At 47.7% G+C, this 21,718-nt stretch carries 20 protein-coding genes; 8 read left to right on the plus strand and 12 right to left on the minus strand.

Annotated elements, in window-relative coordinates:
• The first annotated feature begins 110 nt into the window (after nucleotides 1-110).
• Nucleotides 111-1,910 (plus strand): excinuclease ABC subunit UvrC, encoded by a 1,800-nt coding sequence (gene uvrC / locus K7B07_RS05560; RefSeq protein ID WP_223708118.1) that lies wholly within the window; start codon nucleotides 111-113, stop codon nucleotides 1,908-1,910.
• 74 nt (nucleotides 1,911-1,984) lie between these two features.
• Here the strand turns inward: uvrC and K7B07_RS05565 are convergent, their stop codons facing one another.
• Together K7B07_RS05565 and K7B07_RS05570 are read right to left on the minus strand one after the other, a co-directional pair.
• Nucleotides 1,985-3,280 (minus strand): hemolysin family protein, encoded by a 1,296-nt coding sequence (locus K7B07_RS05565; protein ID WP_223708119.1) that lies wholly within the window; start codon nucleotides 3,278-3,280, stop codon nucleotides 1,985-1,987.
• Nucleotides 3,280-3,897, minus strand: a complete 618-nt coding sequence (locus K7B07_RS05570; RefSeq protein WP_223708120.1) for a phosphatase PAP2 family protein — start codon at nucleotides 3,895-3,897, stop codon at nucleotides 3,280-3,282. The genes K7B07_RS05565 and K7B07_RS05570 overlap by 1 nt, the downstream gene beginning before the upstream one ends.
• A 125-nt stretch (nucleotides 3,898-4,022) precedes the next feature.
• On the opposite strand from K7B07_RS05570, the gene K7B07_RS05575 reads away from it, so the two are divergent.
• From K7B07_RS05575 to K7B07_RS05585, 3 genes are all read left to right on the plus strand, one after another.
• Nucleotides 4,023-5,993, plus strand: coding sequence for an LTA synthase family protein (locus K7B07_RS05575; protein WP_223708121.1), 1,971 nt, complete (start codon nucleotides 4,023-4,025; stop codon nucleotides 5,991-5,993).
• A 241-nt stretch (nucleotides 5,994-6,234) separates the two neighbouring features.
• A complete protein-coding gene (gene glmM / locus K7B07_RS05580) occupies nucleotides 6,235-7,626 on the plus strand; it encodes a phosphoglucosamine mutase (RefSeq protein WP_223708122.1) in 1,392 nt (463 codons plus the stop codon).
• A 134-nt stretch (nucleotides 7,627-7,760) separates the two neighbouring features.
• The gene (locus K7B07_RS05585) at nucleotides 7,761-8,885 is read left to right on the plus strand and encodes a cysteine desulfurase family protein (RefSeq protein WP_223708123.1); all 1,125 of its coding nucleotides are present in this window, start codon (nucleotides 7,761-7,763) and stop codon (nucleotides 8,883-8,885) included.
• 182 nt (nucleotides 8,886-9,067) lie between these two features.
• Here the strand turns inward: K7B07_RS05585 and K7B07_RS05590 are convergent, their stop codons facing one another.
• From K7B07_RS05590 to K7B07_RS05620, 7 genes are all read right to left on the minus strand, one after another.
• On the minus strand, nucleotides 9,068-10,873 hold the full coding sequence (locus tag K7B07_RS05590) for an ABC transporter ATP-binding protein (protein ID WP_223708124.1): 1,806 nt from the start codon (nucleotides 10,871-10,873) through the stop codon (nucleotides 9,068-9,070).
• Nucleotides 10,874-11,068: 195 nt separating this feature from the next.
• A complete protein-coding gene (locus K7B07_RS05595) occupies nucleotides 11,069-11,557 on the minus strand; it encodes a putative immunity protein (protein WP_223708126.1) in 489 nt (162 codons plus the stop codon).
• 247 nt (nucleotides 11,558-11,804) lie between these two features.
• On the minus strand, nucleotides 11,805-13,352 hold the full coding sequence (locus K7B07_RS05600) for a YifB family Mg chelatase-like AAA ATPase (RefSeq protein ID WP_223708128.1): 1,548 nt from the start codon (nucleotides 13,350-13,352) through the stop codon (nucleotides 11,805-11,807).
• Nucleotides 13,353-13,444: 92 nt separating this feature from the next.
• The gene (locus K7B07_RS05605; RefSeq protein WP_223708129.1) at nucleotides 13,445-13,747 is read right to left on the minus strand and encodes a hypothetical protein; all 303 of its coding nucleotides are present in this window, start codon (nucleotides 13,745-13,747) and stop codon (nucleotides 13,445-13,447) included.
• Between the two features lie 68 nt (nucleotides 13,748-13,815).
• On the minus strand, nucleotides 13,816-14,238 hold the full coding sequence (locus K7B07_RS05610) for a hypothetical protein (protein WP_223708130.1): 423 nt from the start codon (nucleotides 14,236-14,238) through the stop codon (nucleotides 13,816-13,818).
• Between the two features lie 17 nt (nucleotides 14,239-14,255).
• Nucleotides 14,256-14,990 (minus strand): hypothetical protein, encoded by a 735-nt coding sequence (locus K7B07_RS05615; protein ID WP_223708131.1) that lies wholly within the window; start codon nucleotides 14,988-14,990, stop codon nucleotides 14,256-14,258.
• A gap of 46 nt (nucleotides 14,991-15,036) precedes the next feature.
• Nucleotides 15,037-15,696, minus strand: coding sequence for a hypothetical protein (locus tag K7B07_RS05620; RefSeq protein ID WP_223708132.1), 660 nt, complete (start codon nucleotides 15,694-15,696; stop codon nucleotides 15,037-15,039).
• Between the two features lie 194 nt (nucleotides 15,697-15,890).
• On the opposite strand from K7B07_RS05620, the gene K7B07_RS27780 reads away from it, so the two are divergent.
• Together K7B07_RS27780 and K7B07_RS05630 are read left to right on the plus strand one after the other, a co-directional pair.
• Nucleotides 15,891-17,828 (plus strand): tetratricopeptide repeat-containing sensor histidine kinase, encoded by a 1,938-nt coding sequence (locus K7B07_RS27780; RefSeq protein WP_223708133.1) that lies wholly within the window; start codon nucleotides 15,891-15,893, stop codon nucleotides 17,826-17,828.
• Nucleotides 17,815-18,459 (plus strand): response regulator transcription factor, encoded by a 645-nt coding sequence (locus K7B07_RS05630; protein WP_223708134.1) that lies wholly within the window; start codon nucleotides 17,815-17,817, stop codon nucleotides 18,457-18,459. Before K7B07_RS27780 ends, K7B07_RS05630 begins: the two co-directional genes overlap by 14 nt.
• 23 nt (nucleotides 18,460-18,482) lie before the next feature.
• On the opposite strand, the gene K7B07_RS05635 is transcribed toward K7B07_RS05630, so the two are convergent.
• Nucleotides 18,483-18,923, minus strand: coding sequence for a tail fiber domain-containing protein (locus K7B07_RS05635; RefSeq protein WP_223708135.1), 441 nt, complete (start codon nucleotides 18,921-18,923; stop codon nucleotides 18,483-18,485).
• A 65-nt stretch (nucleotides 18,924-18,988) separates the two neighbouring features.
• Nucleotides 18,989-19,315: a hypothetical protein gene (locus K7B07_RS05640; protein WP_223708136.1), complete on the minus strand. Its 327-nt coding sequence runs from the start codon at nucleotides 19,313-19,315 to the stop codon at nucleotides 18,989-18,991.
• Between the two features lie 128 nt (nucleotides 19,316-19,443).
• Between K7B07_RS05640 and K7B07_RS05645 the strand changes: the two genes are divergently transcribed.
• Together K7B07_RS05645 and K7B07_RS05650 are read left to right on the plus strand one after the other, a co-directional pair.
• Nucleotides 19,444-19,902 carry a GNAT family N-acetyltransferase gene (locus K7B07_RS05645; protein WP_223708137.1) on the plus strand — a complete coding sequence of 153 codons (459 nt, stop codon included), beginning with the start codon at nucleotides 19,444-19,446 and terminating at the stop codon, nucleotides 19,900-19,902.
• A gap of 80 nt (nucleotides 19,903-19,982) precedes the next feature.
• On the plus strand, nucleotides 19,983-20,150 hold the full coding sequence (locus tag K7B07_RS05650) for a DUF5684 domain-containing protein (RefSeq protein ID WP_223708139.1): 168 nt from the start codon (nucleotides 19,983-19,985) through the stop codon (nucleotides 20,148-20,150).
• A gap of 152 nt (nucleotides 20,151-20,302) precedes the next feature.
• Here the strand turns inward: K7B07_RS05650 and K7B07_RS05655 are convergent, their stop codons facing one another.
• On the minus strand, nucleotides 20,303-21,376 hold the full coding sequence (locus tag K7B07_RS05655) for a porin (protein ID WP_223708141.1): 1,074 nt from the start codon (nucleotides 21,374-21,376) through the stop codon (nucleotides 20,303-20,305).
• Between the last annotated feature and the right edge of the window lie 342 nt (nucleotides 21,377-21,718).

The raw sequence follows: 21,718 nt of genomic DNA on the forward strand, positions 1-21,718 counted from the left end.
TGATGGTTGCCTTGCTGGTCTCACTTTATTTTTCTCTGGATGCGGCCACATTTTTTAAAACAGGATTTTGCTGTTAATTTTGCAGGTTCTTAAACGCCTGAAGCAACAGATTGACACAGGAAGAATTTTCAAATATCGCCGCCACTATTCCGCACCAGCCGGGCATCTATAAATACTTTGATGATGCCGGGAAGATCCTGTATGTAGGCAAGGCAAAAGACCTGCGCAAACGGGTGGGTTCTTATTTCAATAAAACATTTACCAATTATAAGACCCACGAGCTGGTACAGCGCATCCATCACCTGGAGTTTACCATTGTAAACAGCGAACCGGATGCTTTCTTTCTGGAGAATTCCCTGATCAAGCAGTTCCAGCCCAAATACAATATCAACCTGAAGGACAGCAAATCCTATCCGTATATTGTTATCAAGAACGAACCGTTCCCCCGTATTTACCTCACAAGACAACCGGTAAACGATGGTTCCGAGTACCTGGGGCCTTATACCTCTGTTTTTAAGGTACGCGAACTGCTGGAGTTTATTAAGCGCACCATTCCCATGCGTACCTGCAGTCTGAACCTGACACCTAAAAACATTCAGAAAGGAAAATTCAAGGTCTGCCTGGAATACCACCTCGGCAACTGCAAAGGCCCCTGCGAAGGGCTGCAGACCCGGGAGGATTATGATGCAAACATCGGCCAGATACGGGATCTTCTGAAAGGCAACCTGGGACCGGTGATCCGCCATTTCAAAGAAGAAATGAAACAACATGCCGATGCCCTGGAGTTTGAAAAAGCGGAACAGGTGCGCCGGAAAATTGAATACCTGGAAGAATATTATCAGTCCAAATCCGTGATCACCGGGATAAAGGGAGGCGACAAAGACGTATTTTCCATCATAAAGGACAAATCGGTCGCCTATGTAAATTACCTCATGATCCGGAACGGAACGGTAGTACAAACCCAAACCAACAAGCTGGAAACACATCTGGATGAGCCGGTTGAAGAGATCCTGGTTTATGCCATCAGCCAGCTGCGCATGACGTTCAACAGCCAGGTGCCGGAGATCGTGGTACCTTTCGACATCGAGTACCCCGAAGCGGGTGTTGATACAATGGTACCCCGGGCCGGAGACCGGAAAAAATTACTGGAACTTTCTGAAAAGAATGCCGGTTATTTTATTGAAGAGCTGAAGAACAAGGAACGGATAAAGATCAACCGGAATGTGGGTCATGTAAAGGTATTGGAACAGTTGCAGATCGATCTTCAGCTCCAGGAGCTGCCCGTCCACATCGAATGTTTTGATAACTCCAATTTCCAGGGCAGTTACCCGGTATCCGCCATGGTTTGTTTTAAAAACGGCGTGCCGAGTAAAAAAGATTACCGTCATTTTAATGTAAAGACCGTCGAGGGCATCAACGATTTTGCCAGCATGAAGGAGGCGGTGTACCGCCGCTATAAACGACTGAAAGAAGAAGGGGCTGCATTGCCGCAACTGGTGATCATTGATGGAGGTAAAGGTCAGCTGGGAGCGGCACTGGAGGCCGTTGAGGACCTGGAGCTGCAGGGGAGCATCACCCTGATCGGTCTGGCAAAAAACGTGGAAGAGCTCTTTTTTGCAGGTGATATGGAATCACTGAAATTACCCTACAACAGCCCGAGCCTCAAGCTCATCCGTTTTATCCGCGACCAGGTACACCGTTTCGGTATCACCTTCCACCGTCAGAAGCGGAGCAAGGGCACCTTTAAAAATGAGCTGGAAGACATAAAAGGCATTGGGAAAAACACTGCCGATGAGTTGCTGAAGGCCTTCCGGTCGGTTAAGAACGTTAAAGAAAGATCGCTGGACGAGCTGGCCATTGTAGTAGGGAAGGCAAAGGCCCAGCTTATCGTTGATCATTTTGCTTTATGAGGCCGGCAGTTCGTGAAATGTGATCAGTAAAGGATGCTCTATCCTCAGCTTTTCATGGCCAATTTAACAGTACTCTATTCCTCATCCATCTCTTCCTTCAGTTCATTGCTGATATGTACCAGTACCTTATCAATGCGATGCCCGTCCATATCCACAATCTCAAAATCGAACCCGTTCCAGTCGAGCTTGTCGCCTGTGGAAGGGATCTGTTTCAGCCGGTGCAGGATAAATCCGGCCAGTGTGTCAAATTCCTGCTCACCTTCATTCATCCATTCGGCCTTATCGAAATAGGAAAGGAAATCGTAAAAAGGGATCTGCGCATCCACGAGGAATGAATCATCCTCCCTGCGGACGATCTCATAATCATCTTCGTTCTCATCAGGCATCTCACCGATGATCGCTTCCAGGATATCGTTCAGGGTGATCATTCCCAGCACGCTCCCGTATTCATCGATAATAAAACAGGAGTGTAACTGCGATTCTTTAAATTTCTCCATTACGCGGAACGCCGTATTATTTTCCGGTACAAAAAGTGCGGGACGCATCAGGTCTTTGAACGGCACCGTGTCTTTGTTGGTGTACAGGTCTTTCAGTGAGATCACCCCTTTTATATTATCAATTTCTTCATCACAGATCGGGTAAATCGAATGCGGCTCCTTTAAGATTTTCTCCCGGATCATTTCTTCGGTGTCGTTCACTTTGAACCATACAATATCACTCCGGTGCGTCATCAGGGAAGTAATGTTCCGGTCGCTCAGGTGAAAGACCCGCTCAATGATCTCCTGCTCCGTCTCTTCCAGCGTTCCCTGTTCGGTTCCCTCGCTGATGATCGCTTTGATCTCTTCCTCCGTAACCTGGCTGTTCTCACTTTTTATATTGAAAAGTTTACCGATCAATCCGCTCGATTTGGTCAGCAACCATATAAACGGATACGTGATGATGGATACCCACCGCATGGGTTGTGCTACAAACTTGGCAATTTTTTCCGGCCGGGACAGCCCGATCCTTTTGGGCACTAGCTCGCCGAAGATCAGTGTAAAATAAGTGATAATGATTACCACTGTTGTGGTAGCAATGCCTTTGCTGTAAGGTGCAATGTTTGGAAATTGTACAAGGAAAGAAGTAATATGTCCGGTAATTTTATCTCCGGAGTAGATACCGGTTAAGATACCGATAAGGGTAATACCTATTTGTACAGTGGATAAAAAGACATCCGGGTGATTGGCCAGCTTGAGTGCTGCTTCAGCCCGTTTATCGCCTTTGTTTGCCTGGGCTTCCAATCTTGCTTTCCTGGCTGATACAAGTGCTATTTCTGCCATTGAGAATAGTCCATTGAGTAAAATCAATAAGGCTATTATGAGTAGTTCCATTAAACTATTTCGGTTGATTCCTTATCGAAGATATGAAATCCGAATCTTTTATTGAATAAGTTGCCCCAAAACCATCCAATTAAAATCCCGAGGGCGGTACCTCCGAGAACGTCGAAGGGATAGTGCACGCCTACATATATCTGGGCAAACCCGATAATACCGGCCCAGATGAGCGGCAGCCAGGCATACTTAAAAAAGCGGCGGAAGGTTACAAAAAAGAACATGCTGATACCAAAATGATTGATCGCATGGTTGGATACAAAACTGAACCCGCCGGAACAGCGCCCCAGTACCAGGCGTACCTTCCCTTCCATCTCCGGGTCATTGCAGGGACGCAGCCGCTCGAAAATGTCCTTAAACAGGTGTGCACCCACCAGATCGGTACTGGCCGCCGTACAGATAAACAACAACAGCCAGAATGCGCCCTGTTTTTTAAAATTGATCAGCACAAAGGCCACCACAAAGAGGTACACCGGTCCCCATACATAGGGATTGCGGAAAAGCGGCAGCAGTCCGTCCAGAACCGGACCGGCACTTTTTATATTGATCAGCTCAAATAACCAGCGGTCTGCTTTTACCAGCCAATCCGGAAACGGGATATACAAAAATGAGGTCATTCGGCAAATTTAGAACGCAAAACGTTAATTTGAGCATTAGATCCGCGAATTGAGCCCTCCGCTTTCAGCTGACCGCACAAAGCGGAAGGCCAATAGCTGATACTTTTGATTAAGTTTGCAGTTTTATGTTATCAAGGCTGAAAATACCAAAGACCATTCTGTGGGTGATCAACACCGGACTGGTGCTTTTTGCCTTGTTCTTCATATTCCGCCTGATCACGTTCTTTGCCTTCAAACCACCGGGGATCTCTTTTAACGATTGTATCCCGGCCTTTGTGCTGGGTATCCAGTACGATCTCCGCTGGATCGCGGTATTCCTGCTGCCCATCATCCTGTTCAGCTATCACCGGTCCTTCTCTCCTTTTTATTCTGCGCGCAACAAACGCATCTGGACCTGGTACCTGGCGGTGATCACCTTCCTGATCTTTCTTTTTTTTATTGCCGACCTGGTCAGCTTTTCCTATAACCGCACCCGGCTGGATGCCGGTGCCATGAACTTTGTGGAAGATCCGGGCATTTCCCTGAACATGATCTGGCAGACCTACCCGCTTGTCTGGATCCTGGTGGGACTTGCAGCCGCCGTCATCAGCTTTAAATGGGCACTGAACAAAAGTCACTGGCAGGTGATCAACCTGACCGATGGCAAAGCTATTCCCCACCGTAAAATGCCCTTTATCGCCGCAGCCCTCCTGCTGGGACTTTTCGCTTATGGTAAAATGGGCCCGCCGCTGAAATGGAAGGACTCCTTTGCGCTCAGGGACAGTTTTAAAACCTACCTGGCGCTGAACCCGCTGCAAAATTTCTTTTCCACTATGAAATTCAGGGAGCCTGTGATCAATGAAAAAGGCGCGCGCGAAGCATTCCCGCTTATGGCCGGCTTCCTGCAGCTTCCGCCCAATGCACCTTTTGGCTTTAAACGCACCATTGCGCCCCATAGTGCCGCACTGGAAAGTAAACCCAATGTGGTATTGGTCATCTGCGAGTCGTACAGCATGTATAAAAGTACGATGAGCGGCAACAAACTCAATGCCTCTCCCTTTTTTGATTCTCTGAGCAAAAAAGGCATCTTCTTTGAACGTTGTTTTACGCCGCACTTTTCAACCGCAAGAGGGCTTTTTGCCATTCTCACCGGTACCCCGGATGTGCAGTTGTTCAAATTTTCCACGCGGAACCCGGAAGCCATCAACCAGAATACCATCATCAATAATTTCACCGACTACTCCAAACATTATTTTTTAGGCGGTGACCCGGAGTTCAATAATTTTGAAGGTCTGTTAATGAACATCAGCAACCTCCGCCTGCATACAGAGCAAACCATCAAAGCGCCGCGTATCAATGTATGGGGCGTAAGTGATAAGGACCTGTTCCTCGCAGCCAATGATGTCTTTAAGGCAGAAAAAACACCCTTCTTTGCCATCATCCAAACATCCGATAACCACCGGCCATATACGATACCGGAGTCGGACAGGGATTTTACCCGGAAAATAATACCAAAGGATACGCTTCTGGCAAACGGGTTCGAATCGCCCGAAGAGTATAACACCTTCCGGTATGCCGACTATTCGATCCAAAAATTTATGGAGGCGGCAACAAAGGAAGCCTATTTTCACAATACGATTTTTGTATTCATCGGTGATCACGGTGTGGCCGGCAATGCCACCAATGTATACCCGGCGGTATGGACCACGCACCGCCTTTCCGATGAACATGTTCCCTTTCTGATTTACGCGCCCTATCTTGTAGCGCCGCAATTAAAGAAGGAAACAGTTTCCCAGATCGATGTATTGCCCACCATTGCGGGATTGCTGCAACGTCCTTATGAGAATTTTACGCTGGGCCGTGATCTGCTTGATCCCGGCAAGAAAGGCAATGCCGCATTTATCACCAACACAGCGGGAAAGATCGGAATGGTCAATGATGATTTCTATTATGTAAAAAGCCTCGGGTTTGCGGAAGAGGATCTTGTTCCCATTGACACAGCTGCTCATTATTCTCCCGCCGCGCTGGATTCTGTGAAAAAAAAGATGCGTGCTTTTACCGAGGCCTATTACCAGACGGCTCAATACCTCCTTCTCAACAACAAACAACTTCCTTAGTCATAAGCACCGGTAAATAGATCGATGATAATCAGGTTATTTGATTCCGGATCCCGGCACGTTTCACCGCAGGTACTGCTTTAATGTCACAGCGCCCTCCAAAGGACAGAACCGGTGATTGTTTTCAGTAAAAGTAATGTTATAACTAAAATAATATCGTGGAAGGAGTGTACTTTTGCAACCTCCATAAGCCGTCGCCGGTCAATGGTACAGAACGTTTAAAACTTAAATCAACATAATAGTGTCTCTTATTAAAAGTATATCCGGAATCCGTGGAACAATCGGCGGGAAAACAGGAGAAACCCTGTCTCCTGTAGACGTAGTGAAATTCACCGCAGCTTATGGCACCATCCTGAAAAAAGCAGCTCCTGCCCAGAAACGGTTAAAGGTAGTTGTAGGCCGTGACGGACGTATCAGCGGGCCGCTGATCAGCAGTTTAGTGACCGCAACGCTGAGTGCGCTGGGAATCGACGTGACCGATCTTGGTCCCAGCACCACCCCTACTGTTGAAATAGCAGTTCCCCTGGAAAAAGCAGACGGCGGCATTATTTTAACCGCCAGTCATAACCCCAGGGAATGGAATGCACTGAAGCTTTTAAACAGTGACGGGGAATTTATTTCCGCCGAGCTGGGCCGGCAATTGCTTGACATTGCCGCTGCAGAGCAGTTTGAATTTGTACCGGTTGATAAACTGGGGCAAATCACTCCCAACGACACTTATATGCAAAAGCACATCGATGCGATCCTGGCTTATCCCCTGGTGCAGCGGGATGCCATTGCAGCCAAAAAATTTAAAGTGGTGGTGGATGCCATCAATTCCACAGGTGCTGTTTTTGTTCCCGCATTACTGAAAGCATTGGGTGTGGATGAGGTGATTGTGCTGAACGGAGAAGTTACCGGAAATTTTGCGCACAACCCGGAACCGCTGCCCGATCATTTGCGTGAATTGTCCAGTATTGTAGTAAAGGAAAAAGCGCACCTGGGTATTGCCGTAGATCCGGATGTGGACCGTCTTTGTTTTGTAAATGAAGATGGCAGCATGTTTGGTGAAGAATATACGCTGGTGGCGGTAGCCGATTATATACTGTCGAAACGCAAAGGGAATACCGTAAGCAACATGAGCAGTACCAAGGCATTAAAAGAGGTCACCCTCAAACACGGGGGCACTTATTACCCTTCAGCCGTTGGCGAAGTAAATGTTGTGGCCAAAATGAAAGCCGTGGATGCCGTGATCGGAGGTGAAGGCAACGGAGGCATCATTGTGCCCGATTTCCATTACGGCCGCGATGCATTGATCGGCATTGCATTATTCCTGAGCCATCTGGCCAATCAAAAAGGAAGCATCAAGTCGTTGAGAGGCCTGTACCCGGATTATTTTATCAGCAAGAACAAGATCGAGCTGGATAAGAACACCGATCTTCCCTCGATCTTTGCACGGATCAAACAGAAATACGCCAAACTCCCTGTAAATGATGAGGACGGACTGAAGATCGAATTCGATGAGGACTGGGTACACCTCCGGATGTCCAATACCGAACCCATTATCCGCATCTATTCGGAGAGCGATTTTGAGATAAAAGCACAAAATATCGCGCAGAAACTGATGCAGGACATCAAAGAGAATATGGTATAAAAGCGGAATTGAATGGATACACGCCGGTTTTGCAGGACCGGCCGGATAGTCTATAAAAAACATATGCCAGAGCTTCCTTAACTTTGCAAATCGTTTTACCGGGAGGAGACATACCGGAAAAAGGAAGAGAAGACATGGAAAAAATATATTTAGACAATGCCGCAACCACCAGTCTGGACAGAGAAGTACTGGATGCGATGCTCCCCTATATGACCACCAGTTTTGGCAATCCCTCATCGGTCTATTCCTATGGAAGGGAAACAAGGCTTGCAGTAGAAACGGCCCGCAAAACAGTGGCACGCCACCTGAACGTAAAACCCGGGGAGATCTTTTTTACCTCCGGAGGAACCGAGAGCAACAACACGGCCATCAGCGCCTCCATCCGCGACCTCGGTTGTACGCACATCATCACTTCCGGTATCGAGCATCATGCCGTGCTGCACACCGTGGAACATTATTGTGACGGCGAAAAAATAACTTCCGGCTTTGTAAAACTGCTTCCGGATGGTCATGTTGACCTGAAAGACCTGGAGCAGCAGCTTGCGGCACAGGACCGGAAATGCCTGGTTACCCTGATGCACGCTAACAATGAGATCGGGAACTTACTGGCGATCAATGCTGTGAGTGCATTATGCCGGAAATATGGTGCTGTTTTTCACTCCGATTGTGTACAGACGGTGGGACACTATCCCATCGACCTGGAACGGATTGATGTCGATTTTATTTCCGCTTCCGGTCATAAATTCCACGGGCCCAAAGGAGCCGGAATTTTATATGTAAACAGTAATCTTCAGATAAAACCCTTCATATTTGGCGGCGGGCAGGAACGCAACATGCGCGCGGGTACTGAGAATGTATACGGTATTGTAGGTTTTGCAAAAGCACTGGATCTTGCGATGGCAAACTATGAAAAGGAATCCGCCTATATCAGGGACCTGAAAGACTATATGATCACGCAGCTGCAAAGCAAGATCCCTTCGGTTAAATTTAACGGGGATTACAAAGGCAGCTGCCTTTATACGGTCTTAAGCGCCTCATTTCCTCTCACAGAGCGCTCAGAAATGTTATTGTTCAATCTTGACATTCATAATATTTGTGTGTCCGGGGGCAGTGCCTGCAGCAGCGGCGCCAGCCAGGGTTCACACGTCATCGCTGCGCTTGATGCAGGGGATGCTGTCCCTGTCCGGTTCTCTTTCAGTAAATACAATACAAAAGAAGAAATCGATCATACAATTGATGCACTGAAAGAACTGATCTAACAATCGATTACCGATTTAAACAGCAGCCTTCCAATGTATTTTAAAAGAGCGCATCCCCGGCGCTCTTTTCTTATTGTTCCGGGCCGGCGATTACTTACAACAGCTGGAGAACCGCGCTGCGGGCGGCTTTACCAGAAAGGGCATCATTTTATCGTGTGGCGTGACAACCTTTTCAAACCGGCTTATATCAGATCATAAGCTTCTTTTTTCCGTTCACCGATCTGTTGCCGCCACATGGCATAATAGAGGCCTTTTTGTTCCAGTAATGCAAAATGATCACCGGTTTCCACGATTTCTCCTTTTTCCAAAACATAGATCCGGTCGGCATGCAAAATGGTGCTGAGCCGGTGCGCGATCAATACGGTGATCTGGCTTTTTTTAGACGAAACCATTTTTATTGTTTGCGTGATCTCTTCTTCGGTAATGGAATCAAGCGCCGAGGTGGCCTCATCAAAAATCAATAAGTGCGGATGCCGCAATAAAGCCCGTGCAATTGCAATACGCTGTTTTTCTCCGCCGCTTAGTTTTAATCCGCCCTCACCGATCACCGTATCCACACCGTTCTCAGCACGTGCCAGCAGGTTGGTGCAGCTGGCCTTCTCCAGTGCATCGGTAAGATCCGCATCGGAAGCCTGCGGGTTCACAAACAACAGGTTCTCTTTTATGGTACCCGCAAACAACTGTGTGTCCTGCGTTACAAAACCGATCTGCATACGCAACTCATCAAAGTCGATCTCTTCTTCGCTTACCTTATTGTAATAGATCCGGCCTTCCCCCGGACGGTACAAACCCACCAGCAATTTTACCAATGTGCTTTTACCGGAACCGCTGGGTCCTACAAAAGCAATGGTCTCCCCTTTTTTTACCTTAAATGAGATCCCGTTCAATGCATTAAAATGCGCTGTCTGATGCCGGAACACCACATCCCGGAACTCCAGTGTTTCGGCAAAGCCGATGGTTTGCGGCAATACCGGCCGCGGTTCTGCCTTCCGCTGCATCAGCTGGTGAAAATTATTCAGCGAAGCTTCTGCTTCACGATAGGAAATAATAATATTCCCGATCTCCTGCATGGGACCGAAAATAAAAAATCCATAAAAGGATAAGGAAAGGTATTGACCGGGGGAGATCGCATCCTTATAGATCAGCCACAAAAGGGTGAAGGCGATCACCTGCTGCAGGAAATTCACCATGGTTCCCTGTATAAAGCTCAGTGCCCGGATGCTCTTCACCTTTTTGAGTTCCAGACCCAGGATCTTAAACGTGTTGTTATTGAGCCGCTGCACTTCCTGCTCCGTAAGCCCGAGACTTTTTACGATCTCGATATTGCGCAGGCTTTCTGTTGTGGTTCCGGCAAGCGCCGTGGTCTCTTTAACAATGTTTTTCTGGATGACCTTGATACGCCGGCTGAGCAAACTGGTAACAAAGGCAATGGCAAAGATGCCGATAGCATATACCGGCATAATGGACCAATGCAGCTGGAACGCATAAACGGAAACAAATACAATGCTGACTATGATCACAAAAAAAACATTGATAAAGCTGGTTATGAACTTTTCGGTATCTGTCCGCACCTTGGTAAGAATGGAAAGCGTTTCGCCGCTTCGCTGGTCTTCAAAATCCTGGTAGGGCAACCGCATGGAATGCTTTAATCCGTCTGTAAAAATGGTAGCACCGAATTTTTGTATGACCACATTGACAAAATAATCCTGGAAGGCTTTGGCCACCCGGCTTACCATAGCGGTGCCGATCAGCAGCACCAAAAAGAATAAAAGCCCGTGATAACCGTTCCCGCCAAAAAGATACTGATGTTCCGACCGGGGCACGGTTTTACCATGATCAAAATGATGCGGATGCGTGGCAAACAGGTCCAGTAATTTTCCGCTGATGAGTGGTGCAAAAAGGGAAAAGACCTGGTTTACCGCAGCAAGGAACAATGCCAGCACCACCAGCCAGCGATAAGGTTTAATGTATTGCAGAAGTATGCGCATATGTTGTTAACACAATAAATTATCTAAAATTAAGCTCAATCTGTAAAAATCCGGTTTTTGAAAGAATTTTTCTTTATCCCAACAAATAAAATGGAAAAGAGTTGCGGCGGGGAACCATACAGGAAGTAGGTTATGCCGTAGCTTTTAGTGTCTGGGCGATTCTTATATGAACAACAAAGCAGAGATGCAAACAACTTAATCTCGCAAATCTTTGAAACCTTGTTTTTTCTCGCTACGGGTCTCTTTAAGAAGATTTATAATTTCCTGTGGCAGATTTTTCATCTTTTCGTCTTGCCAGGCTTTTTCATCATCAACGGATTTGCCAGCTTGCAGGACTGCCTGTAAGGCATATAAGGCAGCTCCCACGCTATGGTCAGCCATGTGAGCAGTTGCAACAGCCTGACCAATTGATCGGGCTACGGATTTCAATATGGGATTTGCGGTATCCCGTGCAGAAGCATGTGCATCCCGGGCAGCTTTCATTGCTGAACCGGTTTTTACCTTCCCTTTTTCCCATTCTTTTGCGACAGAAAGGGCGTAGGTTAGCCGATTATCAATCGGCGGGTCTTGCACAAGTAATAAAACATGTTCAGAACATGCTATTGCCCAATTCATTAGTCCCCGGTGATCTTTTAAAGCAAGCGTTCCTCCTCGTTGTTCCGTTACAAATTTTTTATTTCTCATTCCTGTCAATTTATTTATACTATTATATTCGGCAACGCATCGAGTCAGGCGATTAGAAATTCAAGACGATACATTCCGGAAGAAACAGGTCAAATCCAGGTAACCCGGTAGCAGCAAATTTGAATTGGCAGCTAAAACTCCAATGAAGCGATCAATCCTGACACCCCGTTTATTTGATGCGCTGTAGGGACTACCCTATTGCTATACCCCCGGATTTTCAAGCATTCTATCGTGCAGTTCTGATCGATCATCCCGCCCAGTTCTCGCGGTCGAGGCTCCGGTACTGGATCGCTTCGGCAATAAACTCCGGCCGGATAGCAGCGGAACCTTCCAGGTCTGCGATCGTCCGGGCCACCTTTAAAATACGATCGTAGGCCCTTGCAGAAAGGCTGAGTTTTTCCATTGCCTTTTTTAATAATGCCTGTCCAACCTGATCAATGATACAGATTTCTTTTAATTGTTTGCTGCTCATCTGGGCATTGCAGTAAATACCCGGACTTTCATTAAAACGGCCGGCCTGTATGTCGCGCGCACGGATCACGTTCGCTCTTATCTCTTCAGAGCTTTTTTCTTTTTTTAATACAGAAAGCTCCTGGAAGTGAACCGGCGTTACTTCCACATGCAGGTCGATCCGGTCCAGCAGCGGACCCGATATCTTATTGAGGTATTTTTGTACGGCGCCCGGCGGACAGGTACAGGTCCGTTCCGGATGGTTATGAAAACCACAGGGACAGGGATTCATGGATGCCATCAGCATAAAACTGGCAGGGAAATCCACTGCTATTTTTGCACGTGAGATGGTCACCCTCCGTTCTTCCATCGGCTGACGCATCACTTCCAGCACGGTACGCTTAAACTCCGGCAGTTCATCCAGGAACAGCACCCCATTATGAGCCAGTGATATTTCGCCCGGCTGCGGTGTTCCGCCACCACCCACCAATGCCACATCCGAAATGGTATGGTGCGGCGACCGGAAAGGTCTCCGGGAAACCAGCGTTGCATTTTCGGGCAGTTTTCCCGCAACCGAATGGATCTTTGTTGTTTCCAGTGCTTCCTGCAGGGTCAATGGAGGAAGAATGGTCGGCAGTCTTTTTGCAAGCATGGTTTTCCCGGCCCCTGGCGGACCGATCAGCAGGGCATTATGGCCGCCGGCAGCCGCAATCTCCAATGCTCTTTTTATATTTTCCTGGCCTTTAACATCTGAGAAATCGATATCAAAATCATACTGGGAATGAAAGAACTCCTCCCGCGTGTTCACCACTACGGGATCCAGCCCCTGCATGCCGTTCTCAAAAAAATCCACCACTTCCCGGATGTGCTCGACGCCATATACATCCAGCTGGTTGACCATACCAGCTTCGCGGGCATTTACCTTTGGAACGATCAGCCCCTTAAATCCCCGTTTACGCGCCTGTATGGCAATCGGGAGCGCGCCCTTGATCGCACGTAATGTTCCGTCCAGGCCCAGTTCGCCCATAATTACATAATCGGACAGGGCCGCTGCATTTTTCAGCTGCTCTGTAGCCGCCAGCAACCCCAATGCGATCGGCAGATCAAATGCCGCCCCGCTTTTTTTAATATCGGCCGGGGCAAGATTGACAACGATCTTGGTACGGGGCATTTCAAAATTATTGGCTTTGATGGTGCTTTCTACCCGCTGCCAGCTTTCCTTTACTGCGCTGTCCGGTAAACCAACGATCATGGGATCCTTGCCGGTGGGCATCCAGTTCACTTCTATAATAATAGGTATAGCCTCAACTCCATAAACGGCGCTTCCATTGATTTTCACAAGCATGCAATGAAGTTAGCATATTTTCAGGAAACGGTAAGACTCAGGTTCCTAATTTGGTCCGCGATACTCCCGGACTGGTGTGTGGTAGCAACGGCTCAGTACTGCTCCTTGTTGGTCTTATATTTACGCAGGCGCTTTTCGGCCCGTTGCAGTTTTCCGTAGATCTCATTTTTCTCTCTGGCGCTCATATAATCATCTGCCTTTGCCCGTTCTATTGCCTTAACGATCGTTTCCTGCTCTTCCTGTAATTTATAATACTCCCGTTCTGTGATGCGTTTTTTCTTAAATGCCGATTCGATCGAAACAGCCTGTTTCTGCTGCTGCCTTTCAAGGTCCTGGGCCTGCAGCCATCCTGCCATACAAAGCAGGGACAACAGCAAAAAATTTCTTTTGAGCATATGATTATTATTTAGAGATCAGGGCCCTGGCAGCGTGTGATGCCGGATCTTTTCCGGAAGGCACATGCTTAACGGAAGGACCGTTGCATTTCCCTGATTATCTTTTCTACGGTGGCCCTTGCGGTATTAAAGCCGTTTGTTCCGTTCGGGTTCGCCTTATATTCCTTCGATGTCCAAAGCACTTCGCCCGCTGCATCTTCAAGAGCTACAGAAGCCCGTACCGTAACCCCGCCCCAGGACCAGGCAGTCATACCGCGATGTGTTTGCACCTGTAAACGCAGGGTCCCGGCGGTATTCTTTTTTGAACCGGCGATCGTCCAGTATCCCCATTCTTTCAGCTGGTGTTCCAGCTCTTTTTTTACATCGTTCGCATGTGCGTCCTTATTACTGACAACATATACTGCAGCTCCTTTCTCCGGCCTGCCCTCCTGGGCGAAGGCCCCGGCCGGCAGCAGTATCAACAATATGACAAGTACTTTTATTAATTGCATCCTGTTTTTTTTGGCGATCATTTGACCGGTATCAGGCCGCTGCCCGTAATGATCATTTTTCTTAAGTTCATATTATTCTGTTTCAGGAAGCGGTCGTGTACCGCATCGGAATCTTTTTGCTGTTGTTGTTTATCGCCGCTCCTGCGCGAGCCCTCATAAGGCTCATTGGCAAAAATGAGGTCATAGACCAGGTAGGCTGCAGCTTCCTGTTTCTGTGTATTATTCCACCGGCTTACATTCATAACAGTGGCCACCTGGTTTCTTACATAGCTGATCTGCGCGGCTCCCGGGTCATCACTCCATCCGTTTGCAATTCGCCACATACCCAGCAGGTAGGCCGTAAAAGCATCTGCATAATTGTGCTGCACATCCAATCCCCTTGTTTTCAGATACCGTACATAGGCGGCATAAGGGTTGTCCCGGTTCAGCGCCGCCTCTAAATTTTTCCCCGAAACGGGGTTCACTTTTTTCAGATGGGCGATGATCGCCTGCTTCACTTTTACGGAAGTCGTTTCCGAGGGAACATAGCGAAAAGCCGAAAGACGGTCCCCTGCGGCTGGGCCGGATCTTGCAGGACTACCGGCACCTGACTTCCCCAGGCGGATCTTCTCCTGTTCGTATTCACTCCGTATCCGCTCCCGCTGAAAATCATGTATGGCAATATTTGAGATCGTTGCAGTAAGCATATCCTGTCCGCAGGCGGTGCACGGTACCAGGATGAAGAAGCTGCACAGGAGTAAAAATGTTTTCATCTTTTTTCATTTACCCCCTGCGGGGGATAATATTTTTTTTAACAGATCAGGGCAATTCAACCGCCTTAAAATCGTCTGCCTGCAATAAGGAATAATTACCTACTGATACCCCTACATGATCCAGTGTGTGATCTGTTGTAGACGACATACTGTATAACTCGGTACCGTTACAATAAAAATGAAGCAGTCCCTCCGCCAATGTAATGCGGAGCTTATTGAACTGGTTACGTTTCACAGCACTGTTCAGGGTCCAGTCCTTGTAGGTTACATAGGGCCGCGACATACCATTGGGATATCCTCCTACAGTAAAATAACCATCAAACGAGATCACAAAGTAAAAATTAAAATATTCATTATTAGCCGACTCCCGCGCCCCCCAGGAAAGCGCACCGGTGCCATACTTCGTTCCATTCGTGGAAGTGACCTTGATATGGGCCTCAACCGCAGTTCCTTTTTCGTTTTGAGAGAATACCGAGCCCGTCCATACATCGTGGCCTTCGCTGACACCCTCAAGATTGTAGTAGCCATTCTTTATAGATGCAGTTGCGCCATTGTTACCCAGCGCACCCAAACTCCAATGACCATCGTCGGTACTGAAATCTGTTTCATACAATACGACCTCACTGGCCGGCGCGTCTTTTTTTTTGCTACAGGCGGCAAGTGTCATTACCAATAAAAGGCTGCTAAAAAAAATTGATTGTTTCATGTTATTTATGCTTTGTTTTCCGGCCCCGCTTTTACAGGAAAAGCGCAGGGTCTGATCATTCCATTCGTTTTGATCCTGCGTTCAAAGTTGTGCCGCAATTTTTATCCGGGCAATACTCCCAAGAGAGTATTTTTACTTCCTGGCAGTTTAATTTGAAAAATTTCTGTAACATTACCTTCTCAATAAAGCTTGACGTGAACCGCTTTCTATACACCCTGCTGGCCTGTGTGCTGAGTATATCCCTGACAAAGGCGCAACTGTACCAGCACCGTGCCGACAGCCTGCAGCTGCTGCTGAAAAAGGCATCAAGTGATACTGCCCGTATCTCTCTGCTGGGCGAGCTGTCCAGTGCCTATGTCAATATGGGTGCTGTTGATACCGCCCGGGCCTTCGCCGCCCGGGCATTGGATCTCAGCCGGCAGCTGCCCGATGATTATTACAAGGCGCTGGCTCATCACCGGATGGGGTATGTGCTGCTGCTGACCTCCCGGAACGACAGCGCCATCGACCAGTTCAACCGGTCCCGCATCCTGTTACTGCCTGATACCGCCGCACTGCCATCAAAAAAACTGTATATCAAAAGCACCAATAATCTTGCCTATGCCTATGACAATAAGGGGTACTCCGAAAAAGCAATGGAGCTGATCATTTCGATCCTCCCGCTCACCGAATCCATAAACGATACCACCATGTATGCGGTGATCCTGCACAATGTATCAGCCGGACTCACCTCCATGCAGCAATACAGCCGGGCCTATCCCTATTTTCGCAAAGACCTCCTGCTGCGGGAAAAAAAAGGACAGCCGGAGGAGCTGAGCACCACTTATTTGAGCGGGGCATTACTGATGTACTCAATGGATAGCCTGGACCAATCCAAACACTACCTGGATAAGGCTTTGGCGCTGCTGAGCGGCATCGGCAAAACCAACCTGTGGGCACGGTACTACAGCTATCTGTCTTTTTATTATACCGGTAAAAAACAATATGATCGTTCTGCAGCAGCCAGTAAAATGGCATTTGAAGAACTGAAATCCTATCCCAACCGGGAGAACCAGTACGATGCCTACGATTCACGAAAAACGCTGGCCGCTGCCCGGGGACAGTTCATCCAGGCGAGGGATGCCGCATATACCATCAACAAAATGGCGAAGGAAGATTCTGTTTCTACCTATACCCTGACCTCGCTCAAAGACATTGCAGCCTTTTCGAAACAGGCGGGAGATATGACTACTGCATACGACTACCTTGAGCAATACTCGTTTTTAAAAGACAGTATGGACAAACAGCAGACCTCCCTTATGATGAATGAGCTGGAGCTGCGTTATCAGACTTCGCAGAAAGAGCAACAGATCCTCGAACTGAAGACCCGGTCGAAAATGCAAAAGATCTCCTTATGGGGCGTACTGGCATTGCTGACCCTTACCATTCTTTTCTTTATTTACAGCGTTAAACAAAAAAAGATACAGACCGCCCAGCAGCTGCGGTCGCTGGAGCAGGAGCAACAGCTGAAGGTATCCAATGCATTGCTGATCGGAGAGGAACGCGAACGCAGCCGCCTGGCACGCGACCTGCACGATGGCCTGGGGGGAATGCTGGCCGGGGTAAAGCTCAATCTTTCCGGAATGGTCTATAACCATGAGCAGCACCGCAGCGGGCTGGAGCTTTATCCGGTCATCGACCAGCTTGATAACTCCGTAAAGGAACTGCGGCGGATCGCCCGGAATATGATGCCGGAATCGCTGTTGCGGTCCGGGCTGCAGGCGGCTTTAAAGGATCTTTGCGAAAGCATGACAACCCCCGGAACAACCATTGTCTTAAATGCCTTCCAGCTGCAACCCGATATTCCCCAGCAGGCGCAGCTGATGATCTACCGGCTGGTACAGGAGATAGTAGGCAACGCCGTAACACATGCACAGGCGGGTAAGATCATCGTGCAATGCAGTCAGGCCGACCGTATTTTTTTTATCACAGTCGAAGACAACGGCATCGGCTTTGACCCACAGCATGCCGGCCGGGAAGGTATCGGACTTAGTAATATCTACAGCCGGGTGAATTTTCTGAAAGGGAACATTCATATCGACTCCTCCTCGGAAGGCACTATCATAAATATTGAACTCAATGTTACAGCCTGATCCGGTGATTCATATCGCCATTGCCGACGACCACCCTATCGTGATACAGGGATTAAAGAACCTGCTGGAAGGTGTGTCCCATTTTTCCGTGACCGGCTGTTTTACTACCGGCGGCAGCCTGATGGAGGCGCTTGAACAGCACCCCGTCGACATCCTGTTGCTCGACATCAGTTTACCCGACGGTAGCGGTATCCTTTTTTGCCGGGAGATCCGTAAACGGTACCCCGCCACAAAGGTGTTGGCCATCAGCAACCTGAGCGAGCGCAGTATCATTGTACAAATGATGCAGAACGGCGCCAGCGGCTACCTGCTTAAAACCGCCGCCGCAAAAGATATACTGGATTGTGTTCACCACGCCCTGAACAACGATACACCGGTTTTCAGCAATGAGATCCGGACGATAATGGAAAAGCCGGAACCGGATGCTCCGGCGGCATTACCGGATCTCACCAAACGGGAAAAACAGATACTCCTGCTGCTTGCGGAGGGTAAAAAATCCGCAGAGATCGCCGCAGCACTTTTCATCAGTCCGCTGACCGTGAAAACACACCGGGCCACCCTGCTTCAAAAGTTCGGAGTGAATAATATCGTATCGATGGTGAACCTTGCAAAAGAATATCATTTTATTTAGTGGGCACGCAAAACGCTCCTGCGTTATTTGCCTGCCGTTTCTTTTTTCAGTTGTAACAGCTCGGCCTTCAGCTGCTCGATCTCCTGCTGCTGCTGTTTGATGGAAGCCACCAGGACGGGTATCAGCCCGGCTTCATCAATGGTGCTTACCCTGGCATCGCGGTAAGCATTTTTGCCAAACATATAAGAAACTTTTCTCTCCTTTACCAGTTCCGGGAAAACGGTCTTCATGTTTTCTGCCATAAAGCCGTATTGTGCGCCTTCACTCAATTTAAGGTACTTGTAATCCCCCGCCTTGTATTCGAACTGCCGGGGCTCCAGTTGCACTATTTTGCCGATCGGGTTATCGATGGGTACCACATTTTTTTTGATGTCCTTGTCGGAGAGGGTCTGTGCACCGGCAACCGAAAACACCCCCGAAAACAGCACTACGTGAAGTATGTTTACCACAACTCTTCTGTTCATAATTATAATGAATTAAATGATTTGAAAAATAAAAATTCAGGAACGCCCCGTGGGCGGTAACGGCATTATGCCGGCAAAGAAGGCCGCGGAGGCGGTGTCGGTATCTGGTTATACAGCTTATGGATATAGGGCTGTTTAAAAACGCAGAAGGTCTTTTTAAAAGCAGTCATGGTCAGCGGCGACAGGGAACTGCTGTCACTGATAAACTCTTTTCCGGGGGACAGCTCTTTTATCTCAGTACTCTTTTTTTCCATGCCCGCATCTGCAGCCAGGGAGATGTCTTCCTTCTGCAGGGACTTTTCATACAGCAGGATGATGTCTGCGGAAAAGGCCGCAAAAACAATAACCAGCGATAAAAAACCGGCTGTGATATATTTTATCAGGTCAGACATCGGTATGCAAAGATAAATGAACAAACGTAAGTATACAAATCCGACAACCCTTGATCATGATCAACCGCTTTAATGGATATGGATGAAGGCATTGCTGAAGGTCCGTTGAAAAAGCCTAATTTGCGATCATGGAAATAAGGATCAGAAGAGCCGTTGCGGCGGATTGCCCGCGGATACTGGAGCTGGTAAAAGAACTGGCACATTATGAAAAAGCCCCCGCGGAGGTTACCGTATCCCGGGAGCATTTCAGGGAAAGCGGATTTGGTCCCAACCCCGTATGGTGGGCATTTGTAGCGGAAACAGAAACCGGTGTTGTTGCCTTTGCGCTGTATTATGTCCGTTTCTCTACCTGGAAAGGACAGGCGATGTACCTGGAAGATATCCTGGTTACCGAATCCATGCGGGGGCATAAGATCGGTGCCCGTTTATTCGACCGGCTGTTTGAAGAGGCAAAGGAAAAGGGATTCCAGCGGATCTGCTGGCAGGTACTCGACTGGAATGAGCCCGCGATCAATTTTTATAAAAAGTACAACGCCCATTTTGATGGCGAGTGGATCAACTGTTCGGTATCATTGCAAGGGCACTAAAATAAGATTTACCATACGGTAAAGGATATTGTTAATAAGAAGTTCGGAAAGCCTAGCAGCTTCGCTATATTTTTTAACGTTTGGGCAAACAGGAAGGATTTACCGCTGGTCTTATCTTATTGAGCTTCGTGTTTTATCCCATCCCGGGTTTTGGAAGTGCCCGGTATCTGGGGCCCTACGGCGATCCGGAAGCCTTCCGGGCAGCTACGGAAAACAATCGCTTTGATTTCGAAAAAAACAATCCGTAGTCATTGTTTTTTGACATTAAAAAAGGCCGGGTAAATATCCGGCCTTTCCTTTAAAAGCAGCACATCACCCGTGCTATTATCATGATCCCATACGGGTTATAAAAAAACAAGCCCCGCATCAGCGGGGCTCTTACCAGCAGTAATGGTATCAATCAGAAAGAATATACAGCAGCAACCAGGAAGGTGCCCGTGCTCTTGGTGCCGTCTCCGGAGTTTTTTGTAAAAATGGGATCCTTCGCACTGTCGATCCGGAATTCCGGTATGATCATCAGTCCGCTTACCGGCTTGAAGTTAAAGGACAGCGTGCCCTGCACAATAGAGGTTCCGAACAGCGCACTGCCGTCGGCATTTGCGATCACGCCTTTTTTATCATCAAAATATTCGCCGCGCAGTGTAATCCCGAACTTATCGCTAGGATCCACATTTACATAAAGCGCCGAACCCCACCAGGACTGTGAAGACACATCCGGGGCTTTAACAAATTTTACCGTGCCGTCATACCCCAGGGAGAATTTGTCGGTGATCTTCGCTGTGGCTGTAAGACCCAGCTGGTTCGAAGCGATCGCTGCGGTATCCTTACCGCCTACGTAGTTCAGATACACATTCACCTTTTCCGAGGTTTTGCTGATCTGTCCGACAATAAACTTCTTGTTCCAGGGGGCTGACAGGTAATCGGTTGGGTTGGTCACCCCCGCCATCACGCCAAAGCCCTCTCCAAAAGTGAAATCCGCTTTCAATCCGGTATGTGAGAAGGGACCATAGGAGAACATATAGCTCATACTATAGTTCCTGTTTAGCTGGGGATCCAGCAGTTCATAACCCACGTGGGTACCCCATTTACCGGCCGACAGTTTAATATTATCAGTGGGAGCATAAGTGATATAGGCCTGTTTAATAGATTGTGTGATGCCGCTTTCAGCATAAGAAAACTCTTTTGCTCTTGTTCCGAAGCCGAGGTCTACCACAATCCCGGCTTTTCCTTTGGTATAGCTGGCCTTTAAAGAGGCCATACCCAGCTCAAAGGAATTGTGGGAATTAGTAAAACTGGTGAAATTATTTGCCTGCTGGACAGATTTGGCATGGTTAAAGTTAAAACGGTAATACGCATCTACAGAGCCATTGATCTGCAGATCTCCCTTATCTTCCACTTCGTTCGTGGTTGCGTCCTGGGCCAATAAAGCACCGGAAATAAAAATCGTCTTTGTGAGCAACAGAATTTTCCTCATTCAATAAAATTTTAATTTGTTTTAAACTGGTTTATGGTCTTTTCAGAGGGCAGGCCGTTTTGGTATCGTTCTGGTCTTTCCCGGCAGGCGGGATGCTGATTGAAACAGTGCAATTTAATATTAATATTATTTATAATGTTAACTATTTTAAACAATTATCTATTTTTTATTTGTTATTACCATTTATAAATCATATTAATTTTGATAAAAATACAAAATACGTGATTCAATTTATATTTTTTATCAAATATTTTTATTACTAATATATAAATCTTTAATTCAAAATTTTTACGGATCCGGATATTTTCCCCATCGTCTGTTTGCGGACTTCTCCGCAACTGC

The organism is Niabella beijingensis, from assembly GCF_020034665.1.
Lineage (GTDB): Bacteria > Bacteroidota > Bacteroidia > Chitinophagales > Chitinophagaceae > Niabella > Niabella beijingensis.